We start from the raw sequence: 17492 nt of genomic DNA, 5'->3' as shown, positions 1-17492 counted from the left end.
GGGCGCGCGGACCGACGCGTCGATTCCAGCATCATAAGGGGAACCCCATGACCATCCGTTCCGCGCTGCTTGCGCTCGCCAGCCCGCTTGCCCTCATCGCCGTCCCTGCCGCAGCGCAGGACGCGCCCGACCGGCCTGCCCCGCAGTCCGGCGAGGACGGCGGCGAGATCGTCGTCACCGCGCAGCTGGTGAAGCAGAATCCGATCGAAGTCCCCTTCGCGCTCACCGCCTACAACGGCCAGTTCCTCGACGATCTGGGCATCACCGAGTTCGACAAGCTCGGCGCCTTCGTCCCCGGCTTCGACGTGCAGAACCAGTCGCCGAACAACCCCGGCTTCGTGATGCGCGGCATCACCTCGGACTCGGGTAGCGCGTACAACGAGCCGCGCGTCTCGGTGTTCGAGGACGGCGTGTCGATCTCCAAGTCGCGCGGCTCCTATGTCGAGCTGTTCGACATGGACCGCGTCGAGATCGCCAAGGGCCCGCAGTCGACGCTCTACGGCCGCGGCGCGCTGATCGGCGCGGTGAACCTCATCCAGGCCAAGGCGGACCCGAAGGACGTCTACGCCTATGCCTATGCTTCCTACGGCAATTACGACGCCTTCCGCCTCGACGGCACGCTCAACGTGCCGCTCGCCGACGACCTGGCGATGCGCGTCGCGGGCCGGCTCAAGGAGCGCAACGGCTATGTCGAGAACCTGCTCGGCGGCGGCGACTATAACAGCAGCAAGGGCCAGGCGGTGCGCGGCTCGCTGCGCTGGAACCCCGGCGCGCTGACGCTCGACGTCATCGGCAACTACGAGCATGACGAAGCCAACGGCACCTCGTTCAAGTCGATCGCCTATCTGCCGACCGACCCGACCACCGGCGTGGTGCTCGGCGACCGCGGCCGCAATTCGGGCGCGGCGCTGGTCGCGGGCCAGGGCTTCGAGGGCGACAAGCCGCTCGGGCTCGACCGCAGCGTGTGGGACGTCAAGGCGATCGCCGACTATGACCTTGGCGGCGGGCTCTCGCTCAACGCCATCGGCTCGTACCGCGAGTTCGCCGGCACCGAGATCTTCGACGCCGACGGCATCTCGCTCCCCGCGCTGACCGCGGCCGAGGACGCCCGGGGCGACCAGACGATGGCGACGCTCCGCCTGACCTACTCGAACGACCGGATCACGGCGTTCGCGGGCGGCACCTATTTCCGCGAGAACGGCTCGCAGCGCACGCCCTCGCAGTTCGACGAGCGCGTGGCCCTTGCGCGGCTCACCGGCACGCTCAACGGCGGCGGCGCGATCCCCGGCCGCCCGGCCGACCAGCCCGCGCCGATCGCGCTGTTCTCGAACACCGCCTATACCGGCCAGCTGCTCCAGGGCGTGATCGCCAATGCGACCGGGCTCACGCTCGCGCAGGTCAATGCGCTGGTGCTGCCGACCGCGCAGGCGCAGGCGATCGCCGCGAACCTCAAGGCGAGCCACCTGGAGACCAGCACCAACTTCGCGCACACCCAGAGCTGGGACCTGTTCGGCGACGTGACTTTCCATGTCACCGATTCGTTCGAAGTCGGCGGCGGCATCCGCTGGAGCCATGACGACAAGACCACCGGCTTCAGCTCGGCGGTGCAGAACGGCCGCTCGATCCTCGGCGGCTTCATCGGCGCGCTCTCGCAGCCGGCGGCGACGCGCACCCAGCTGCTCGCGGCGCTGGCGGTGCCGGGCGCCGCGAGCATCCCGCCCTCGGCCGGCTATCCGGTGCCGCTGTTCGGCCTCGGCGTCCAGCCGACCGGCGCCAACGGCACGCGCTACGATGCGGGCCACACCGACGACGGCTTCACCTGGCGCGCCACCGCGCGCTACGCGATGGGCACCGACGCGAGCCTCTACGCCACCTATGCGCGCGGCCGCCGTCCCGAGATCCTGAGCGTGGGCGGCCCCGCGGCGCCCGGCGGTGCGGCGTCGTTCGAAGTGCTGCCCGCCGAGACGGTCGACAGCTACGAGGCCGGCGTGAAGACCGCGCTCGCCGACCGCACGCTCTTCGCCGACGGCTCGGTCTTCTACTATCGCTACTCGAACTTCCAGACGACCGAGCAGATCGGCACGACCTTCGTGACCGTGAACGCCGGCAAGGCCAAGAGCTATGGCTTCGAGGGCCAGATCCGCTGGACGCCGAGCGACTGGGTCAACGTCTTCGGCACCTATGCCTATAACCACAGCCGCTTCGACAACGGCATCCGCGAGGGCAACCACTTCCGCCTCTCGCCCGATCACAGCGCGTCGATCGGCGCGCAGTTCAAGGCGCCGGTGACCGACGATGTGAAGGTCGACTTCACGCCGACGCTGATGTGGCAGTCGAAGGTGTTCTTCGACGACGACAACGACATCCCGGCGCTGCAGGTGAAGAACCTGATCCCGGACACGGTGCAGGACGAGTATCAGAACGGCTATGCCACCGTCGACGCGCGGCTCGGCGCCGAATTCCACGACGGCCGCATCCGCGTCGAGGCGTACGTCACCAACCTGTTCGACAAGAAGTACATCAAGGACGCGGGCAACACCGGCGACGCGCTGGGCCTGCCGACCTTCATCGCGGGCGAGCCGCGCTTCTACGGCCTGTCGATCAGCTTCCGCACCGGCAAGCGCTGACGTGCGAGGGGCGGGGCGCGCAGCCGGGGGGAAGCGCGCCCCGCTCTGAGATGGTGGAATCAGTCCTCAGAGGCTGTTTGGAAACTCGCGAAAGAGCGAGTTTCGAGGCGGTGCCAGCCCGCTCCCCCTCCCGGCCACCCATAGAATACACTGTCGTTGGGTGGCCGGGAGGGGGAGCGGGCCGGCACCGCCATGCGCCGTGAGGCGCATTTCCAAACGGTCTCTCAGTCGTCATCCCGGCGAAAGCCGGGACCCAGGGCCACGAGCGATGCATTGCTTGACCCTGGGTCCCGGCTTTCGCCGGGATGACGACTGGAAGGGATCACCCCTCACCCCAGCGCCCGCCCCAGCCATACCACCCGCCCGATCACCTCCACGTCGCGCAACGCATACACCCGCACCGGATAGTCCGGATTGTCGCTGACCACCTCGACTCCGCCCACCGTGGGACGCAGCCGCTTCACCACCAGCTCGCCGTCGATCCGCGCGACATGGATGCCGTCGCTCTCGATCCTGCGGCGGTCGCGGTCGACGAGGATCTCGTCGCCGTCCTCGAGTGTCGGCAGCATCGAGTCGCCGGCGACGCGGATCATCGACGCCGCCTCAGGCCGCACCCCAAGCGCGCGGAGCAGCTCGGGCGAAAAGCCCCCCGGCCGCCGCCGCGCCTCGCTGTCGACCAACCCGCCCGGCCCCGCCGAAGCCCCGACGTCGAGCCGCGCCACTTCGACCAGCCCCGCCGGCTCGGGCCCGCCCAGCCGCACCTCGGGCACGCCGAAATAGCGCGCGAGCAGCGCCCGGTCGCGCTCGGCCAGCTCGCGCGGCGACCCGCGCGTGACGAACTGCTGGAGGTAGGCGTCGTTGCGCCCGAGCAGCCGCGAGAGCCGGGCATAGCTCGCGCCATGCTCGGCGATCAGCGCCGCCAGCGCGGCCCGTTGCGCAGCCGTGTCCATATTCGGTCCATAGCCGTAGGATTTTTCCTAGACAAGTAGGAAATGACGGAACATTTCGAGAACATAATTTGCGACTCGGAGGTTCAGATGGTGCTGCGCAAGGTGGAGAAGTTCCTGCGGAAGACCGACATGCCGCCCACCAAATTCGGGCGGCTGGCAGTCAACGATCCGCGTCTCGTGGGCGACCTTCGCAACGGACGCGAGCCGCGCGCGCGGACGGTCCAGCGGATCGAGGCGTTCCTCGCCGCCCAAGCGGAGACGTCGGCGAGTATCGGTCAATGAGCAGGGGCCCCGACGCGGCGACCTTGCTCCAGCGCGCTCTGCTGGACAGCGCGGCGCGCGCGGGCTGCCCGGTGCGCCTCGCCGCGGCGGACTGGACACGCTGGGCGAGCGTCACCTTCTCAGGCGCGCGGCATATGTTCGCGATCGAGGGCGAGGCTTCGGACGCACTCGACGCCTGGCTCGCCGCGCTGCCCGAAGCCGAATTCGCGCTCAGCGGCCATCTGGTCGCTGACCTGACGGTGATGAGCGCGCGGCGCCAGGGCGAGGCCGTGCGTGCGGAGATCGAAGTGCTGACGGTGGAAGTGCGCTAGCGGAAATTCGCGCGACGGGTCGTGACTCTTGTGACTTTCCGGTATCGGAATACCGTCGAAATCCGGATCGCTACCGGTCCTCAGGCTCGCTTGGCGAGGTTGCGCAACGTGACGAGCGCTTCCTCCAGCCCGCGCTCGGTCTCGCGCGGGGTGGGCTCGGGCGCCGAGAGGCCGCGGCGGGCGACGCCGCGCTCGAGCCGGTCGAGCAGCGCGTGGATGGTGGCATCGGTCTCGGGGCGCGCGATCGCGTCCTCGCGCGGCGGCAGCTCGGCCGGCTCGGGGAAGCTCGGCACCGGGCGCGGGCCGGTGCGGACCGGGCGGACCGGCGGCATCAGCTCGAAGGTCTCGAACCGCTCGTGCGAGTCGAAGGTCATCGGGCGCGCCGGGCGGCGCAGCGGCGTCGGCGCGACCGGCGGCGGCATCGGCGCCTCCGGGATCGCGCTCGGATCGAAGGCAGCGAGCGGCTGGTCGAGGTTGACGGGCAGGTCCTGCTCGGCGGGCGGCGCCTCGGTGGCGGGCTCCGCCTCGGGCATGTCGAACTGCGGCTCGAACCCCTTCGCGTCGAGATGCACGGTCCTGTAAAGCTGGCCGTCGCCATGGACGGGCTTGTCGCCCGCGGTCAGCGGCTTGCCGACCGGAACTTCGAGGAACGGCGTGCCCAAGTCGCGCGTCGCGAGGAGCGGCGCGCGCGGCGGGGCATCGGGATGCGCATCGGCGCGGCGGATCACCGGGACGTGCCCGGGCTGCCGCTCGCCCAGGCTGAGCCCGCGCGTGCCGAGCAGCAGGAACAGCCCGAACCAGGAGACCAGCGCGACCAGCGCACCCGATCCGCCCGCGACCGCGAGCCGCGCGGTCATCCCCAGCGGCGGCTCGGCCGCGGCGAGGATCGAGGGCAATCCGCTGCCGCTCACCACCGATTCGAGCGTCGCCGCCGGCAGCACCAGCGCGGCAGCCGCAACCGCGCCGCCCAGCGCCGCACCGGCGAGCGGGGCGACGGGCAGGTTCATGCCTTCACCGTACGGACAGCGGACTCGATCATCGCCGGCATATTGGCCAGCTTTTGGTAAACAGAATCATACCGGGCGACGTTGACGGCCCAATTTCGTTCGCTCTCGACATAGGCGCGCGCGCGTTCGCGCCGGGCCTCCCAGAGCTCGCGCTCGGCGAAGAGGCCGGCGATCGAGGCGGCCAGCGCCTCGGGATCGTCGGGGCGGAACAGCGTGCCGGTGTCGCCGTCGCGGATCAGCTCGCGGTGCCCGCCGACGTCCGACGCCGCGACGAGGCGGCGCTGCGCCATCGCTTCGAGGGGTTTGAGCGGCGTCACCAGCTCGGTCAGCCGCATCGCCTTGCGCGGATAGACCAGCACGTCGATCAGGCCGTACCAGCGCTCGACTTCGCCGTGCGGCACGCGGCCGATGAAGTGGATGCGCCCGCTCACCGGCGAGACGGCGGCGGCGCGACGCAGCGCTTCGTCCATCGGCCCGCCGCCGACGAGGATCAGGTGCATGTCGGGCCGCTCGGCGACGAGCCGCGGCATCGCGGCGATCAGGTCGTCGAGGCCCTCGTAATCGTAGAAGCTGCCGATGAAGCCGATCGTCTCGGCGCCGTCGAGCCCGAGCTCGCGGGCCAAGGCTTCGTCGCGCGGTGCCGGCTCGCCGAACATGCCCATGTCGACGCCGTTGGGCGAGACGAAGATCTTGGCGGGGTCGATCCCGCGCGCGACCAGGTCGCTGCGCAACCCCTCGCAGATCACCGCGACGGCATCGGCCTCGCGCACCGCTCGCGTCTCGAGCGCGCGGGTGAGCCGGTATTTCCACGAGCCTTCGCGGCCCTCGCCATTGCCCACCGCGGCGTCTTCCCAGAAGGCGCGGATCTCGTAGACGAGCGGCAGCCCCAGCCGGCGCGCGGCGCGCCGGGCGGCCATCGCGTCGAGGACAGGCGAATGGGCATGGAGCACGTCTGGCCGAAACGCTTCGGCGACCTCGCGTATCCGTCGCGCGAACGCAGCGACTTCGCGAAGCTCGGAAAGGACCGGCAGCGTGGCCTTGACGGGTTGGGTGCGGTGGAAGGTCAGCCCGTCGAGCACTTCGGCCTGCGCGGCCGATGCGCCCTGGCGGGGGCCGGTCACCGCGGCGACCTCCCAGCCGCGCGCGATCTGCGCCTTCAGGATCGCGCGGGTGCGGAAGGCATAGCCGCTGTGCAGCGGCAGGCCGTGATCGAGGATGTGGAGCACGCGCATCGCGGGATCGTGCATGCCACGCCAGTCTTAACGGCACGTCAACTGCGCGCTGGTAGACCCCCGAACGGGTAAGCAAACCCCATCCGTCATCCCGGCGAAAGCCGGGACCCAGGAGTCGCGGGCGATGCCCCTTGTGGCCCTGGGTCCCGGCTTTCGCCGGGATGACGAAGAAAGAGAATGCGAACCGCGGGCCGATGATCGACAATTTCTCCCTGGCGCTCACGCATGGCCTGATGCTGCTCGCGGCCATCCTGCTGCTGCGCCGCCCCGACCTCGACCGCGAGGACGCCGCCTCCGACCCCGCCGACAAGCCCCCCCCCAAGCGCCGATGGGGCCGCGGCGATGCATGACCTGCCCTTCCTCGCCTTCCTCGCGGCGATGTTCGCGTTCGGCTTCAAGCGGCCGTTCCTGTTCGTGCTCGTCTACGCCTATATCGACATCGTCTCGCCGCAGCGACTGACCTATGTCCTGCTGAACTCGGTGCCGATCTCGATGATCGCCGCGGTGCTGACGCTCGGCGGCTGGGCGATCGCCGACGACAAGAAGGGGCTCAGCATGGCCCCACGCCAATGGCTGATGCTCGTCATGCTCGGCTATTGCGCCTGGACCACCAGCCACGCCGACTTTCCCGTCGATGCCCAAGGCAAATGGGAATGGGTGTGGAAGGCGCTGGCCTTCGCGATCTTCCTGCCCTTCACGCTGAAGACGCGGCTGCGCATCGAGGCGCTGCTGCTCTTCATGATCCTCTCGGCGGGGTCGATCATCATCACCGGCGGGATCAAGACCGCGCTCGGCGGCGGCGGCTATGGCGAGCTCGACCTGATGATCAACAACAATTCGGGGCTCTACGAGGGCAGCACCATCTCGACCGTGGCGATCTGCATCGTGCCCATCATCCTGTGGTTCACCAAGCACGGCACGATCTTCACGCCCGACTGGAAGGTGAAGGCCTTCGCCTATGCCCTGATCTTCGCCTGCATGCTGATCCCGGTGGGCACCTCGACGCGCACCGGCCTCCTCTGCATCGGCCTGCTCGCGGTGCTGATGCTGCGCGAAGTCAAGCGGCCGCTGCTCTACATCGGTGCGGCGGCGGCGCTCACCGTCGGGGTGATCCCGTTCCTACCCCAGGCTTTCCTGGAGCGGATGGGGACGATCCAGACCTACCAGGGCGACAGCTCCGCCTCGACGCGGGTGGCCGTGTGGAACTGGACGATGGACTATGTGAAGACGCACCCGATGGGCGGCGGCTTCGAGGCCTATCGCCAGAACCACATCCAGTATGAGAAGGTCACCCAGACCGGCGAGGGCAACAACGTCACGGTCGAGCGCACGCTCGAGGTCGACAGCGCGCGCGCCTATCACAGCGCCTATTTCGAGATGCTGGGCGAGCAGGGCTATTTCGGGCTCGGGCTGTGGCTGGTGATCAACGTGGCGGGGCTGTTCCGCATGGAAGTGCTGCGCCAGCGCTACAAGCGCGCCGAGGGCGAGGAAGCGTGGATCGCCCCGCTCGCCGCGGCGCTGCAGAACGGGCATATCGTCTACCTACTGGGGGCCGCGTTCATCGCGATCGCCTTCCAGCCGTTCATCTACATGCTGATCGGCGCGCAGATCGGGCTCGACGGCTATTGCGCCCGCCGCCGCGCTGCGGCTTCCTGGCGGCCGATGCGCAGCAAGCGTTCCCAGCTGGCTCCGGCAGGATGAGCCCAAGGCCCGAACTCAAGGCCCTCACCGGCGCGCGCGGCATCGCGGCGTGGCTGGTGGTGCTGTTCCACTTGCGCTTCATGATGCAGGGCGTCGGCGGGCCGGCGGGGCCGCTGTCCTACGGCTATCTCGCGGTCGACTTCTTCTTCGTGCTCTCGGGCTTCGTGATCTGGCTGACCTATGCCGACCGCCTCCGCGCGCAGGGCCTGGCCGGCGCGCCCGACTTCCTGCGCCGCCGCGTCGCGCGCGTCTGGCCGCTGCACTTGTTCATGCTCGCCATCGCGCTGGTCTATGCGCTCGCGCTTGCAAGCCTCGATCGTGCCGACTGGGCGCAATATCCGCCCGCCGAGCTGCCGCTGCACATCCTGCTGCTCCAGAACTGGGGTTTCACCCCCGACCGGCTGACCTGGAACGTCCCCGCCTGGTCGATCTCGTGCGAGCTTGCTGCATATCTCCTCTTCCCGCTGCTCGTCATCGCAGTCGACTGGCGCCGCCTCCCCACGCCGGTGCTGCTCGCCGCGATGCTGGGCTTCGCCGCAGCGCTCCATGCGATCTTCGCGTTCAATCGCGCGACGGTGCTGGGCCAGGCCCTCACCTCGATCGGCGTGCTGCGCTGCCTCGGCGAGTTCGCGCTCGGCACGATCGTCTGCGCGCTCTGGGACCGCTGGCGCGGCCGCCCCGCCCTTCCCGCGCTCGGCGCCCTCGTCGTGATGGCCGCGCTGCCCGCCGCCTGGCTCACCGGCCTGCTCCCGCAGACCGCCGCGCTCCCGCTCGCCTTCGCCGCGCTCGTGCTGCTGCTCGCGCTCACTTCAGGGATGCGCGGCAATGTCCTCGAATGGACCCCGGTCCACTATCTCGGCGAGATCAGCTATGCCACCTATCTCGGCCATTGGATGCTGTGGATGGGCTACAAACTCGCCTTCATCCACGCGCACGAGATGAGCTGGCTCCAGTTCGGCCTCTTCGTCGTCCTCGTGCTGCTCGCCTCGGCGGGGCTATACCACCGGATAGAGCGCCCGGCACAGCGCTGGATCAATCGCCTCAGCCTCGCCGCGGCCGCGACCCCTGCCCCGCTGAAGTCGGAACGAACCTAGGGACCGCGCATTCTCAGGGGCATAGCGAGGGAGCCCCGGTCGAGATGCCGATCCATTATTGCGACGACAGCCAGCCCGGGATCACCCGCCGCAAGCAGGGCAAGCACTGGAGCTATTGGGCGCCCGACGGCAGCCGTGTCACCGACCGCGACGAGATCGACCGGCTGAACGCCGTCGGCCTGCCCCCGGCCTATACCCACGCCTGGTTCTGCCCGCGCGCCAGCGGCCATATCCAGGCGACCGGGATCGATGCCAAGGGCCGCAAGCAATATCGCTATCACGCCGATTTCCGCGAAGCCCAGGAAGCCGCGAAGTACGAGCGCTGCGCCGGCTTCGGCGAAGCGCTCCCCCGATTGCGCGCGCGGGTCGAGGCCGATCTCGCGTTGCGCGGCCTCTGCAAGAACAAGGCCGTCGCTGCGGTGGTGCGGCTGCTCGACCGCGGCAGCATCCGCGTCGGCAACGAACAATATGTCCAGGCCAACAAGAGCTTCGGCGCCACCACGCTCCGCAAGCGCCACGCGACGCTGCGCGGCCAGACGCTGCGCCTCCAGTTCCGCGCCAAGTCGGGCAAGCTGCGCGTGCTGACGATCACCGACAAGAGCCTCAGCCGCTTCGTCAAGCGCTGCCAGGACCTGCCCGGCCAGCATCTCTTCCGCTGGCTCGACGATGCCGGCGAGGCCCACCCCGTCACGTCGAGCGACGTTAACACGTACATCCGCGAGGCGACCGGCGAGGAATTCACGGCCAAGCATTTCCGCACCTGGGGGGCGAGCGTGCTCGCCTATGAGGCGCTGGCCGGCGCCGACGGCCATATCGGCCTCAACACGATGCTCGAGCCCGTCACCGAAGCGCTGGGCAACACGCCCGCGATCGCGCGCAAATCCTATGTCCATCCGCAGCTGGTCGCGCTCGCCAAGGATCGCGACGCGCAGGCAGCGTTCCGCAAGGCTCTCCACTTGCCGCGCGCGACACGCTACCTCAGCCGGTACGAGCGCGGGCTGATCGCCCTGCTCGAAGGCGCGGACGACCACCACCACCGAAAGGCAGCATGAACAACAGCATCGCGTTTCCGACCAGCAGCGCCGATCTTCGAGTGCAGGCGCGCGATTTCGTCACCGACGCGAGCCAGTGGATCCAGGATCATTGGCTCAACATCCTCGTCGCCACCGCCGTCGCGGTCGGAGTATTCTTCCTGCTGCACTTCGTCCGCGGTTGGGGGATGCGCCTCTGCCGCAAGGGCGAGGGCGTCGCCAACTGGTATTCGATCATCGGCCGCGCCGTCGCCAGGACGGGCAATTTCTTCATCGTCATGACGGCGATCCGGCTGGTGAAGGGCTTCGCCGGCGCGCCGCCGGTGGTCGAGACGATCATCCACTTCCTCTTCACCATCGCCGCGGTGTTCCAGGGCGCGGTGTGGGCGCGCGAGATCATCCTCGGCATGGTCGAGCACCGCACCCGCGGCGAGGATCCCGCCGTCGGCCTGTCGAGCGCGCTCGGCATCATCCGGCTGCTCACCACGCTGACCCTGTTCGCGATCGCGCTGGTGATGGTGCTGTCCAACCTCGGGGTGAACGTCACCGGCCTGGTCGCGGGCCTCGGCGTCGGCGGCATCGCGATCGGCCTCGCCGCGCAGGGCATCTTCGGCGACCTGATCGCGGCGCTCTCGATCATCTTCGACCGGCCCTTCCGTCTCGGCGACACCATCAAGTTCGGCGCGAGCGAAGGCGTGGTCGAGGGGATCGGGCTCAAGTCCACCCGGCTGCGCATGCCGACCGGCGAGGAACGGATCGTCTCGAACCGCAAGCTGCTCGATAACGAGATCGTCAACGCGAGCAACCGCATCCGTAACCGGATCAAATACGGCTTCACCATCGGCTACGACACGCCGCCCGAGACCGTCGAGCGGCTCCCCGCATTGATGCGCGAGGCCGTGGAGGAGCAGGGCTACAAGCTCGTCCACGGCGGCGTGAACGGGTTCAACGAAAACGGCATCGCCTGCGACGTGGAATATGAGTCCGAAGGCATGGATTTCCCGGCGGGGGTGCACGACCGCGTGATCGCCGCGATCCTCAAGCGGCTGCGCGGGGCCGGGATTGCCTTCGCCTATCGGACGCAGGTGAATCTGGTGTCGCCCAATCCGGTCGAAGCGGCGGCGCCACCGCCGGCGGAGGACTGATCCTCTCATCCGACCACCCCGTCATGCCGGACTTGGGCGCGTCATCGACAGGGGGAAGGTTTGGGCGCTCCTCAACCGTCATCCCGGCGAAAGCCGGGACCCAGGGCCGCGAGCGACGTCCTTCGTAACCCTGGGTCCCGGCTTTCGCCGGGATGACGGTTGAGGGGGAAGCGCGTCTCGCGATCGATGACACGCCCAATTTGGGGACTCTGCTTCGACAGGACGGGCGCGCCGTTCAGGCCACCACCCCCACCGCCTTCAGAAACCCCTGCCAATTCTCCACCGTCAGCCCGGCGTGGTATTCGGCCTGCATCTCGGGGGTCAGCACTTCGATCATCCGCGTGCCTTCGGCCCAGAGCTCGAGCACCCCGAAGATCCCGCCGCGCTTGCGATACTTCACCGGCCAGCCCTCGCGCGCGGCGATCGCGAGCACCTGCTCGATGCCGAGGTTGGTCGCCACTGCCAGGTGCGTCGCCGAGCGCGGGTTGCGCACGCCGATCACGCCATAGCCGTCGGCGTCGCCCTCGGCTTCGACCAGTTCGGTGCCGCGCGGATAGACTTCCACCGTGGTACGGCGGTCGTCGCCCGCCATCGCCACCCAGCAACCCTCGATCACCGGCGGGAAGGGCAGTGCCACGCCGTCCCAGAGCTCGGCGATCACGCCCGCGACGCGCTTCGGATCCTCGGCATCGACCGACACATGGAACAGCATTTCCTCGAACTCCCTGATTCGTGTGTTGCCTTCCCAATACGCGTGGCACAAAATGTGTCAAGCAAAGTTTGACACTTTTTGTGCCGACTCTATGTAAGGCGTCATGCGTAACCGAAAGTTCCTCCTCGCCGACCCGGCCAAGCCCGAGGCTCCCGACAACCCCAGCACGCGCGAGCGCACCGTCGATGCGCTGATCGCGCTGATCGCCGCCGGCGAGCAGCTCAACCACGACCGCGTCGCCGAGCGCGCGGGCCTCTCGCGTCGCACCGTCTACCGCTATTTCCCCGACCAGTCCTCGCTGCGCGCCGCGGCCTGGGAGCGGCTCGGCCCGCCCGGCGGGATGCCGAGCACGCTCCACGACTTCGTCGGCCTGATGCCGGAACGGTTCGGCAAGTTCGAGAGCAATGCCGAGGCGATGACCGTCACCATGGCGAGCCCCGAAGGCCGCGCGATGCGCAACGTGATGACGACCAAGCGCGTCGAAACCTTCCGCGCGCTCTTTGCCGAACAGACCGCGCACCTTGCCGAGCCCGCGCGCACCGAGGCGATTGCGGCGCTGCAATATATGGGCTGCGGCTATGCCTGGCTCGAGATGCGCGACCAATGGGAGCTGGGTCCGGAAGGCGCCGCCGCGGCCTGCAGCTGGGCGATCGAGACGCTGCTCGCCGAGCTCGCCCGCGGGGGCGGGCCTGGGAAGGGGCCAAGCGCCGCATAATTACGTCTACGACCGTCACGGCCCTTCCTCCTTCGTCATCCCGGCGAAAGCTGGGATGACGCTTTGGTTGGATGCGCGGCCCCCTTCAGATCGTATCCTCATCCCGGCGCCCGCCGCCGAAGAAGCGCTTCACCGCCGCCCACACCGCGGCACCGCCCGCGGCCACGCCGATCAGGATCAGCTTGCCGAACTTGAGCACGATCGCGAGCAGCCCCAGCTTCTGCGCCACCGCCACCGCGGCGCCGCCCGCGACCAGCCCCGCCAAGCCATATTCGGCGGTCTTGTCGGTCGAGGAATCATAGTCTGCATAGGTCGCGCCCTTCTCGAAGGTCACGGCCCCGCCGAAGGTCGCCGCCGCGCCGCGCACCTGCGCGAGCGAATCCATCGACGCGATCATGTTGAGGCTCAGCACGCCCGTCCGCCCGAGCAGCCGCACGTCATAGTTGAGCGTGTGCACCGGCTCGCCCTCGCCGGCGAGCTCGCGCGCCCAGATCAGCGAGTGGCTGGCCGCGTCGTAGGACGGCGCCTGCGCCCAGCCGACCAGGGTGATCGTCTGATAGCCCTTCTCGCGCCGCTCGGCATTGTCCGCCGCTTCGCCCGAGCGCATGTCGGCGAGCACCTTGTTATAATCCTGGCCGTTCGCATCGGCGTCCGAGACATGGCCGGTGTCGCGATACGTGACCACCGCGCCCCAGACATTCTCGAAGATCGTCGCGTCCTTGGGCAGCACCAGCCCGAGCACGTCGGTCACCGCGTCGGGCGGATTGCCCCAGACCTGGGTGAGCACGCGCTTCGCCTCGTCGGCGGGGAGGAAATAATAGGCGTCGCCCAAATGGAGCACCGCCTTGGCGGCGTCGATGCGCACGTCGCCGCGCTGGGGGTGCAGGTTCTTCTCGAGCGCGAGCAGTTCGGGCGGAACGCCCTTGCCCGCGGGCGCTTCGTCCCTGGCGCTCACATGGTCCGCCGCCGGCTTGGGATCCGCCCAGGCCGCCGTCGGCGCCCCCAAAGCAAGCACCATCGCCAGCGCCGTGGCGCTCCGAATTCCAGTCCTCATCCTGTGCCCCCTGTCGCGATGGAGTCGCGAACAGGCGGCATTCGGAAGCTAAACGCCTCGCGCGTCAAGCAAAAGCCGCACCGGAACGGGTCGGCGCCGTCGCGAGTCGCGGAACGCCGGACTCGCATTTCGAAACTCGGGTTCGGAATCGCGCAGGCCCAAGCCTCGGACGAACGCTACGTCGCGCGGGATTTTCAAAATCCGGGTCGGCAAGGCTTGCAGGACCCCCGCGTCGCTCACTAGAGGGAGAAAATCCTGAGGGTGGGGGTGCGAGCGAATGAGCGGATTGGCAGCGGTCAGCATCGAGGAACGCGCGGCGCAGGTCGGCGTCGAGGTCGTGTCGGACTGGGTGGAAGTCACCCAGGCGATGATCGACAAATTCGCCGAGGCAACCGGCGACCACCAGTTCATCCACGTGAACCCCGAGCTCGCGGCGCAGACGCCCTTCGGCGGCACGATCGCGCACGGCTTCCTCTCGCTCTCGCTGATGCCGATGCTCGCGGCCGACTGCACGCCCAAGATCGCCAGCGCCAAGATGGGCGTGAACTATGGCGGCAACAAAGTCCGCTTCATGACCCCCGTCCGATCAGGCAGGCGCGTGCGCGGCCGCTTCACCCTGCTCCGCTTCACCGAGCGCAAGCCCGGCGTCTGGGAGCAGGTGACCGAATATACGCTCGAGATCGAAGGCGAGACCAAGCCCGCGCTCGTCGCCGAATGGATTGCGCTGATCTACGTCTGAAACTCCCCGGGGAAGGTCCCCAACCAAGAACGAAGGAACCACCGATGTCCCGCTCCGCAGTGATCGTCTCCACGGCCCGCACGCCGATCGGCCGCGCCTATCGCGGCGCCTTCAACGCGCTGCCGCCGCAGACGCTGGGCGCCAAGCCGCTCGAGGAAGCGCTCAAGCGCGCCAAGGTCGAGGGCGGCGAAGTCGACGACGTGATCTACGGCGCCGCGCTCCAGCAGGGCCACCAGGCGACCAACATCGCGCGCCAGGTGCTGCTGCGCGCCGGCCTGCCGGTCTCGGTCGCGGGCATGTCGGTCGACCGCCAGTGCGCCTCGGGCCTGATGGCGATCGCCACCGCCGCCAAGCAGATCATCGTCGACGAGATGGACATCACCGTCGGCGGCGGCGTGGAGAGCATCAGCCTCGTCCAGACCCCGCAGATGCGCTTCGCCGGCGATCCCGAGCTGATCGCGATGCACCCCGACGTCTACATGCCGATGCTGCAGACCGCCGAAGTGGTTGCGAAGCGCTACAACATCAGCCGCGAGCGTCAGGACGAATATTCGCTCCAGTCGCAGCAGCGCACCGCCGCCGCCCAGGCCGCGGGCAAGTTCGACGACGAGATCATCCCCGTCTCCGCCGTGATGAACGTCACCAACAAGGAGACCAAGGAAGTCACCCAGAAGGACGTGACGCTGACCAAGGACGAGGGCAACCGCCCCGAGACCACGCTCGAGGGGCTGCAGGCGCTCCAGCCGGTGATCCCCGGCGGCGTGATCACCGCGGGCAACGCCAGCCAGCTCTCGGACGGCGCCTCGGCCGCGGTGCTGATGGAGGAAAGCGTCGCCTCGAAGCGCGGGCTCCAGCCGCTGGGCCGCTACGTCGGCATGGCGGTGGCGGGCACCAAGCCCGACGAGATGGGCATCGGCCCGATCTACGCGATCCCCAAGCTGCTCGAGCGCTTCAACCTCAAGATGGACGACATCGGCCTGTGGGAGCTCAACGAAGCCTTCGCGGTGCAGGTGCTCTATTGCGCCGATGTGCTGGGCATCCCCAACGAGCTGCTCAACGTCGATGGCGGCTCGATCGCGATCGGCCACCCCTATGGCATGTCGGGCGCGCGCATGACCGGCCATGCGCTGATCGAAGGCAAGCGCCGCGGCGCGAAGTACGTCGTGGTGACGATGTGCATCGGCGGCGGCCAGGGCGCCGCGGGGCTGTTCGAGGTCCTGTGACTTGATCGGACCGGAGGAGAGGCGCATGCTGCGGGAAATGACAGCCGCGCCTTTCCTCCGCGGGATCGCACTTGGCCTCAAACCGTTTCGCGACTGGCTGCGGTTCGAGGGCCGTTCGACGCGTAGCGAAGTCATCGCCTTCCTGATCGTCTATATGCTCGGTCACGGCATGTTCCTGCCCTGGCGCGACGGTCCGGCTTATGAGCCGTTCTCCGCTGCCTGGGAATTGCTGACCTATCTGCCCCTCCCGGCGCTCTTCTACCGCCGGGCGCAGGACCTCGGCCGGCCAGGCCTCTGGGGCGTCGCTCCGGTCCTTCTGATGATCCCCACGTCGATTGCGGCCTTTCTGGTGCCGCAAAGCGACGTCGGCCCCAGCTTGAACGTCGGCATCTGGCACGCGAAGCCGGCGCTTACGGGCGTTGGCGTGCTCGTCGACCTCGGCTTCCTCGCCGTGGTCTTCGCACTCTGGGCGATCGCCCTGATCGGTCCCGCCGCGAGTGCGGACCGCTTCGGCCGTAATCCTCGCGCGATCCCTTAGTTCGGCGCCAAGGAACTGCTAATCGTCTTGTGCGATTAACGATCCGACCTGCACGAAACGGCAGGTTTCATTTCGCTATTGTTCTTTAACCCCTGGCTGTTAGCGTTATCACAAGGCCTAAGGGGCATAAGGGCAAAAACGAGGAGGGGACTCGCCGATGCGCGAGGGATTGGCGTTGGTGGCCGACATTGGCCGCCAATCGGTCAGATTTGGATTGACCGGCGGCGAGCAGGGCCTGGCCCCGCGCGACGTGCGCAAGTTCATGACCGCCGAACACCCCACCTTCACCAGCGCGCTCGTCACCTATCTGAGCGACCTCGGCCTGCAGGATGCGCGCCTCCCCAGCGTGCTCGCGGTCGCGGGCGCGGCGCGCGGCGACCTCATCAACCTGACCGGCAGCCGCTGGTACATCTCGCTCTCGGGCGTCGAGGCGGTGCTTCGCGAGCGGCCGCGCGCACTCAACGAATGCGCCGCCAATGCGCTGGCGCTGACAACGCTGCCGAGCTCGGCCTTCACCACCCTGCCCGGCCCGTCGCTGCGCCCGGTCGAAGCGGGCGGCAATTATGTCGTGATCGGGTCGGGCACGGGTCTCGGCGTCGCCGCACTGATCACCGCGGGCGGCAAGCTCGTGCCTGTGCAGAGCGAGGCAGGCCATATGAGCTTCGCGCCGGTCACCGCCGACGAGAAGGCCTTCGCCGATTATTGCGTCGCGCGCGCCCACCAGGTCGACGTCGAGATGCTGGTGAGCGCGCCCGGGCTGCTGCTCGCCTATGAGGCGCTCAGCGGCGGCAAGAAGCTGCCCAAGCCAGAGGACGTGACGCGGGGCGTCGGCCGCGATCCCGTGTGCACGCGCGTAGTGCGGATGTGGGTCGAGCATCTCGGCGCCTTCGCAGGCGACCTCGCCATGGCGTTCGGCGCGTGGGACGGCATCTTTCTCACCGGCGCGATCAGCCGTGCGCTGCACCCGCAACTCTGCGACCCCGGCTTCCGCCGCCGGATGGAAGGCAAGGCCGCCTTCCGCCGCCAGCTCGGCGAAGTCCCTGTGGCGCTGGTCAACCGCAACGACCTCGAGTTGCTCGGCGCCGCCGCGGCTTACGGAAACGCCTGAAACCCAAGGCTGAACCGCTCGTT

18 protein-coding genes are annotated in these 17492 nt (G+C 68.6%); 13 read left to right on the top strand and 5 right to left on the bottom strand.

Features of this window, described 5'->3' with window-relative positions; translation table 11 throughout:
• Positions 1–47: 47 nt before the first annotated feature.
• A complete protein-coding gene (locus J7495_RS00700; RefSeq protein WP_294054142.1) occupies positions 48–2627 on the top strand; it encodes a TonB-dependent receptor in 2580 nt (859 codons plus the stop codon).
• 329 nt (positions 2628–2956) lie between these two features.
• On the opposite strand, the gene J7495_RS00695 is transcribed toward J7495_RS00700, so the two are convergent.
• On the bottom strand, positions 2957–3577 hold the full coding sequence (locus tag J7495_RS00695; RefSeq protein ID WP_294054141.1) for a LexA family transcriptional regulator: 621 nt from the start codon (positions 3575–3577) through the stop codon (positions 2957–2959).
• 87 nt (positions 3578–3664) lie between these two features.
• On the opposite strand from J7495_RS00695, the gene J7495_RS00690 reads away from it, so the two are divergent.
• Together J7495_RS00690 and J7495_RS00685 are read left to right on the top strand one after the other, a co-directional pair.
• Positions 3665–3859: a hypothetical protein gene (locus tag J7495_RS00690; protein ID WP_294054140.1), complete on the top strand. Its 195-nt coding sequence runs from the start codon at positions 3665–3667 to the stop codon at positions 3857–3859.
• Entirely contained in the window at positions 3856–4170 is a 315-nt protein-coding gene (locus J7495_RS00685) for a hypothetical protein (protein WP_294054139.1), read from the top strand. The genes J7495_RS00690 and J7495_RS00685 overlap by 4 nt, the downstream gene beginning before the upstream one ends.
• A gap of 80 nt (positions 4171–4250) precedes the next feature.
• Here J7495_RS00685 and J7495_RS00680 read toward each other — a convergent pair whose 3' ends face one another.
• Together J7495_RS00680 and J7495_RS00675 are read right to left on the bottom strand one after the other, a co-directional pair.
• Positions 4251–5177: a hypothetical protein gene (locus J7495_RS00680; protein ID WP_294054138.1), complete on the bottom strand. Its 927-nt coding sequence runs from the start codon at positions 5175–5177 to the stop codon at positions 4251–4253.
• The gene (locus J7495_RS00675; RefSeq protein WP_294054499.1) at positions 5174–6409 is read right to left on the bottom strand and encodes a TIGR04063 family PEP-CTERM/XrtA system glycosyltransferase; all 1236 of its coding nucleotides are present in this window, start codon (positions 6407–6409) and stop codon (positions 5174–5176) included. Before J7495_RS00675 ends, J7495_RS00680 begins: the two co-directional genes overlap by 4 nt.
• Positions 6410–6603: 194 nt before the next feature.
• On the opposite strand from J7495_RS00675, the gene J7495_RS00670 reads away from it, so the two are divergent.
• The 5 genes from J7495_RS00670 to J7495_RS00650 are packed head-to-tail and all read left to right on the top strand — an operon-like array spanning position 6604 to position 11380.
• The gene (locus tag J7495_RS00670; protein ID WP_294054137.1) at positions 6604–6759 is read left to right on the top strand and encodes a hypothetical protein; all 156 of its coding nucleotides are present in this window, start codon (positions 6604–6606) and stop codon (positions 6757–6759) included.
• Positions 6752–8110 (top strand): putative O-glycosylation ligase, exosortase A system-associated, encoded by a 1359-nt coding sequence (locus J7495_RS00665; protein ID WP_294054136.1) that lies wholly within the window; start codon positions 6752–6754, stop codon positions 8108–8110. The genes J7495_RS00670 and J7495_RS00665 overlap by 8 nt, the downstream gene beginning before the upstream one ends.
• On the top strand, positions 8107–9204 hold the full coding sequence (locus J7495_RS00660) for an acyltransferase (protein ID WP_294054135.1): 1098 nt from the start codon (positions 8107–8109) through the stop codon (positions 9202–9204). Before J7495_RS00665 ends, J7495_RS00660 begins: the two co-directional genes overlap by 4 nt.
• Before the next feature lie 44 nt (positions 9205–9248).
• Positions 9249–10256, top strand: a complete 1008-nt coding sequence (locus J7495_RS00655; RefSeq protein ID WP_294054134.1) for a DNA topoisomerase IB — start codon at positions 9249–9251, stop codon at positions 10254–10256.
• Positions 10253–11380, top strand: coding sequence for a mechanosensitive ion channel domain-containing protein (locus J7495_RS00650; protein WP_294054133.1), 1128 nt, complete (start codon positions 10253–10255; stop codon positions 11378–11380). Before J7495_RS00655 ends, J7495_RS00650 begins: the two co-directional genes overlap by 4 nt.
• 235 nt (positions 11381–11615) lie before the next feature.
• On the opposite strand, the gene J7495_RS00645 is transcribed toward J7495_RS00650, so the two are convergent.
• Positions 11616–12092 carry a hypothetical protein gene (locus J7495_RS00645; protein ID WP_294054132.1) on the bottom strand — a complete coding sequence of 159 codons (477 nt, stop codon included), beginning with the start codon at positions 12090–12092 and terminating at the stop codon, positions 11616–11618.
• Positions 12093–12195: 103 nt separating this feature from the next.
• On the opposite strand from J7495_RS00645, the gene J7495_RS00640 reads away from it, so the two are divergent.
• Positions 12196–12807, top strand: a complete 612-nt coding sequence (locus J7495_RS00640) for a TetR/AcrR family transcriptional regulator (protein WP_294054131.1) — start codon at positions 12196–12198, stop codon at positions 12805–12807.
• 85 nt (positions 12808–12892) lie between these two features.
• On the opposite strand, the gene J7495_RS00635 is transcribed toward J7495_RS00640, so the two are convergent.
• Positions 12893–13861 carry a DUF2167 domain-containing protein gene (locus tag J7495_RS00635; protein WP_294054130.1) on the bottom strand — a complete coding sequence of 323 codons (969 nt, stop codon included), beginning with the start codon at positions 13859–13861 and terminating at the stop codon, positions 12893–12895.
• A gap of 277 nt (positions 13862–14138) precedes the next feature.
• On the opposite strand from J7495_RS00635, the gene J7495_RS00630 reads away from it, so the two are divergent.
• The 4 genes from J7495_RS00630 (at position 14139) to J7495_RS00615 (ending at position 17469) form a co-directional block, all read left to right on the top strand.
• Positions 14139–14600 carry a MaoC family dehydratase gene (locus tag J7495_RS00630; RefSeq protein ID WP_294054129.1) on the top strand — a complete coding sequence of 154 codons (462 nt, stop codon included), beginning with the start codon at positions 14139–14141 and terminating at the stop codon, positions 14598–14600.
• Positions 14601–14644: 44 nt separating this feature from the next.
• On the top strand, positions 14645–15823 hold the full coding sequence (locus J7495_RS00625) for an acetyl-CoA C-acyltransferase (RefSeq protein ID WP_294054128.1): 1179 nt from the start codon (positions 14645–14647) through the stop codon (positions 15821–15823).
• 25 nt (positions 15824–15848) lie between these two features.
• Positions 15849–16361 (top strand): DUF805 domain-containing protein, encoded by a 513-nt coding sequence (locus J7495_RS00620; protein WP_294054127.1) that lies wholly within the window; start codon positions 15849–15851, stop codon positions 16359–16361.
• A gap of 178 nt (positions 16362–16539) precedes the next feature.
• Positions 16540–17469, top strand: a complete 930-nt coding sequence (locus J7495_RS00615; RefSeq protein ID WP_294054126.1) for a glucokinase — start codon at positions 16540–16542, stop codon at positions 17467–17469.
• The last annotated feature ends 23 nt before the right edge of the window (positions 17470–17492 follow it).

Source organism: Sphingomonas sp. (assembly GCF_017745215.1).
GTDB lineage: Bacteria > Pseudomonadota > Alphaproteobacteria > Sphingomonadales > Sphingomonadaceae > Sphingomonas.
Note: the sequence above shows the minus strand (reverse complement) of the source record. Positions and strands in the feature narration are given on the sequence as shown.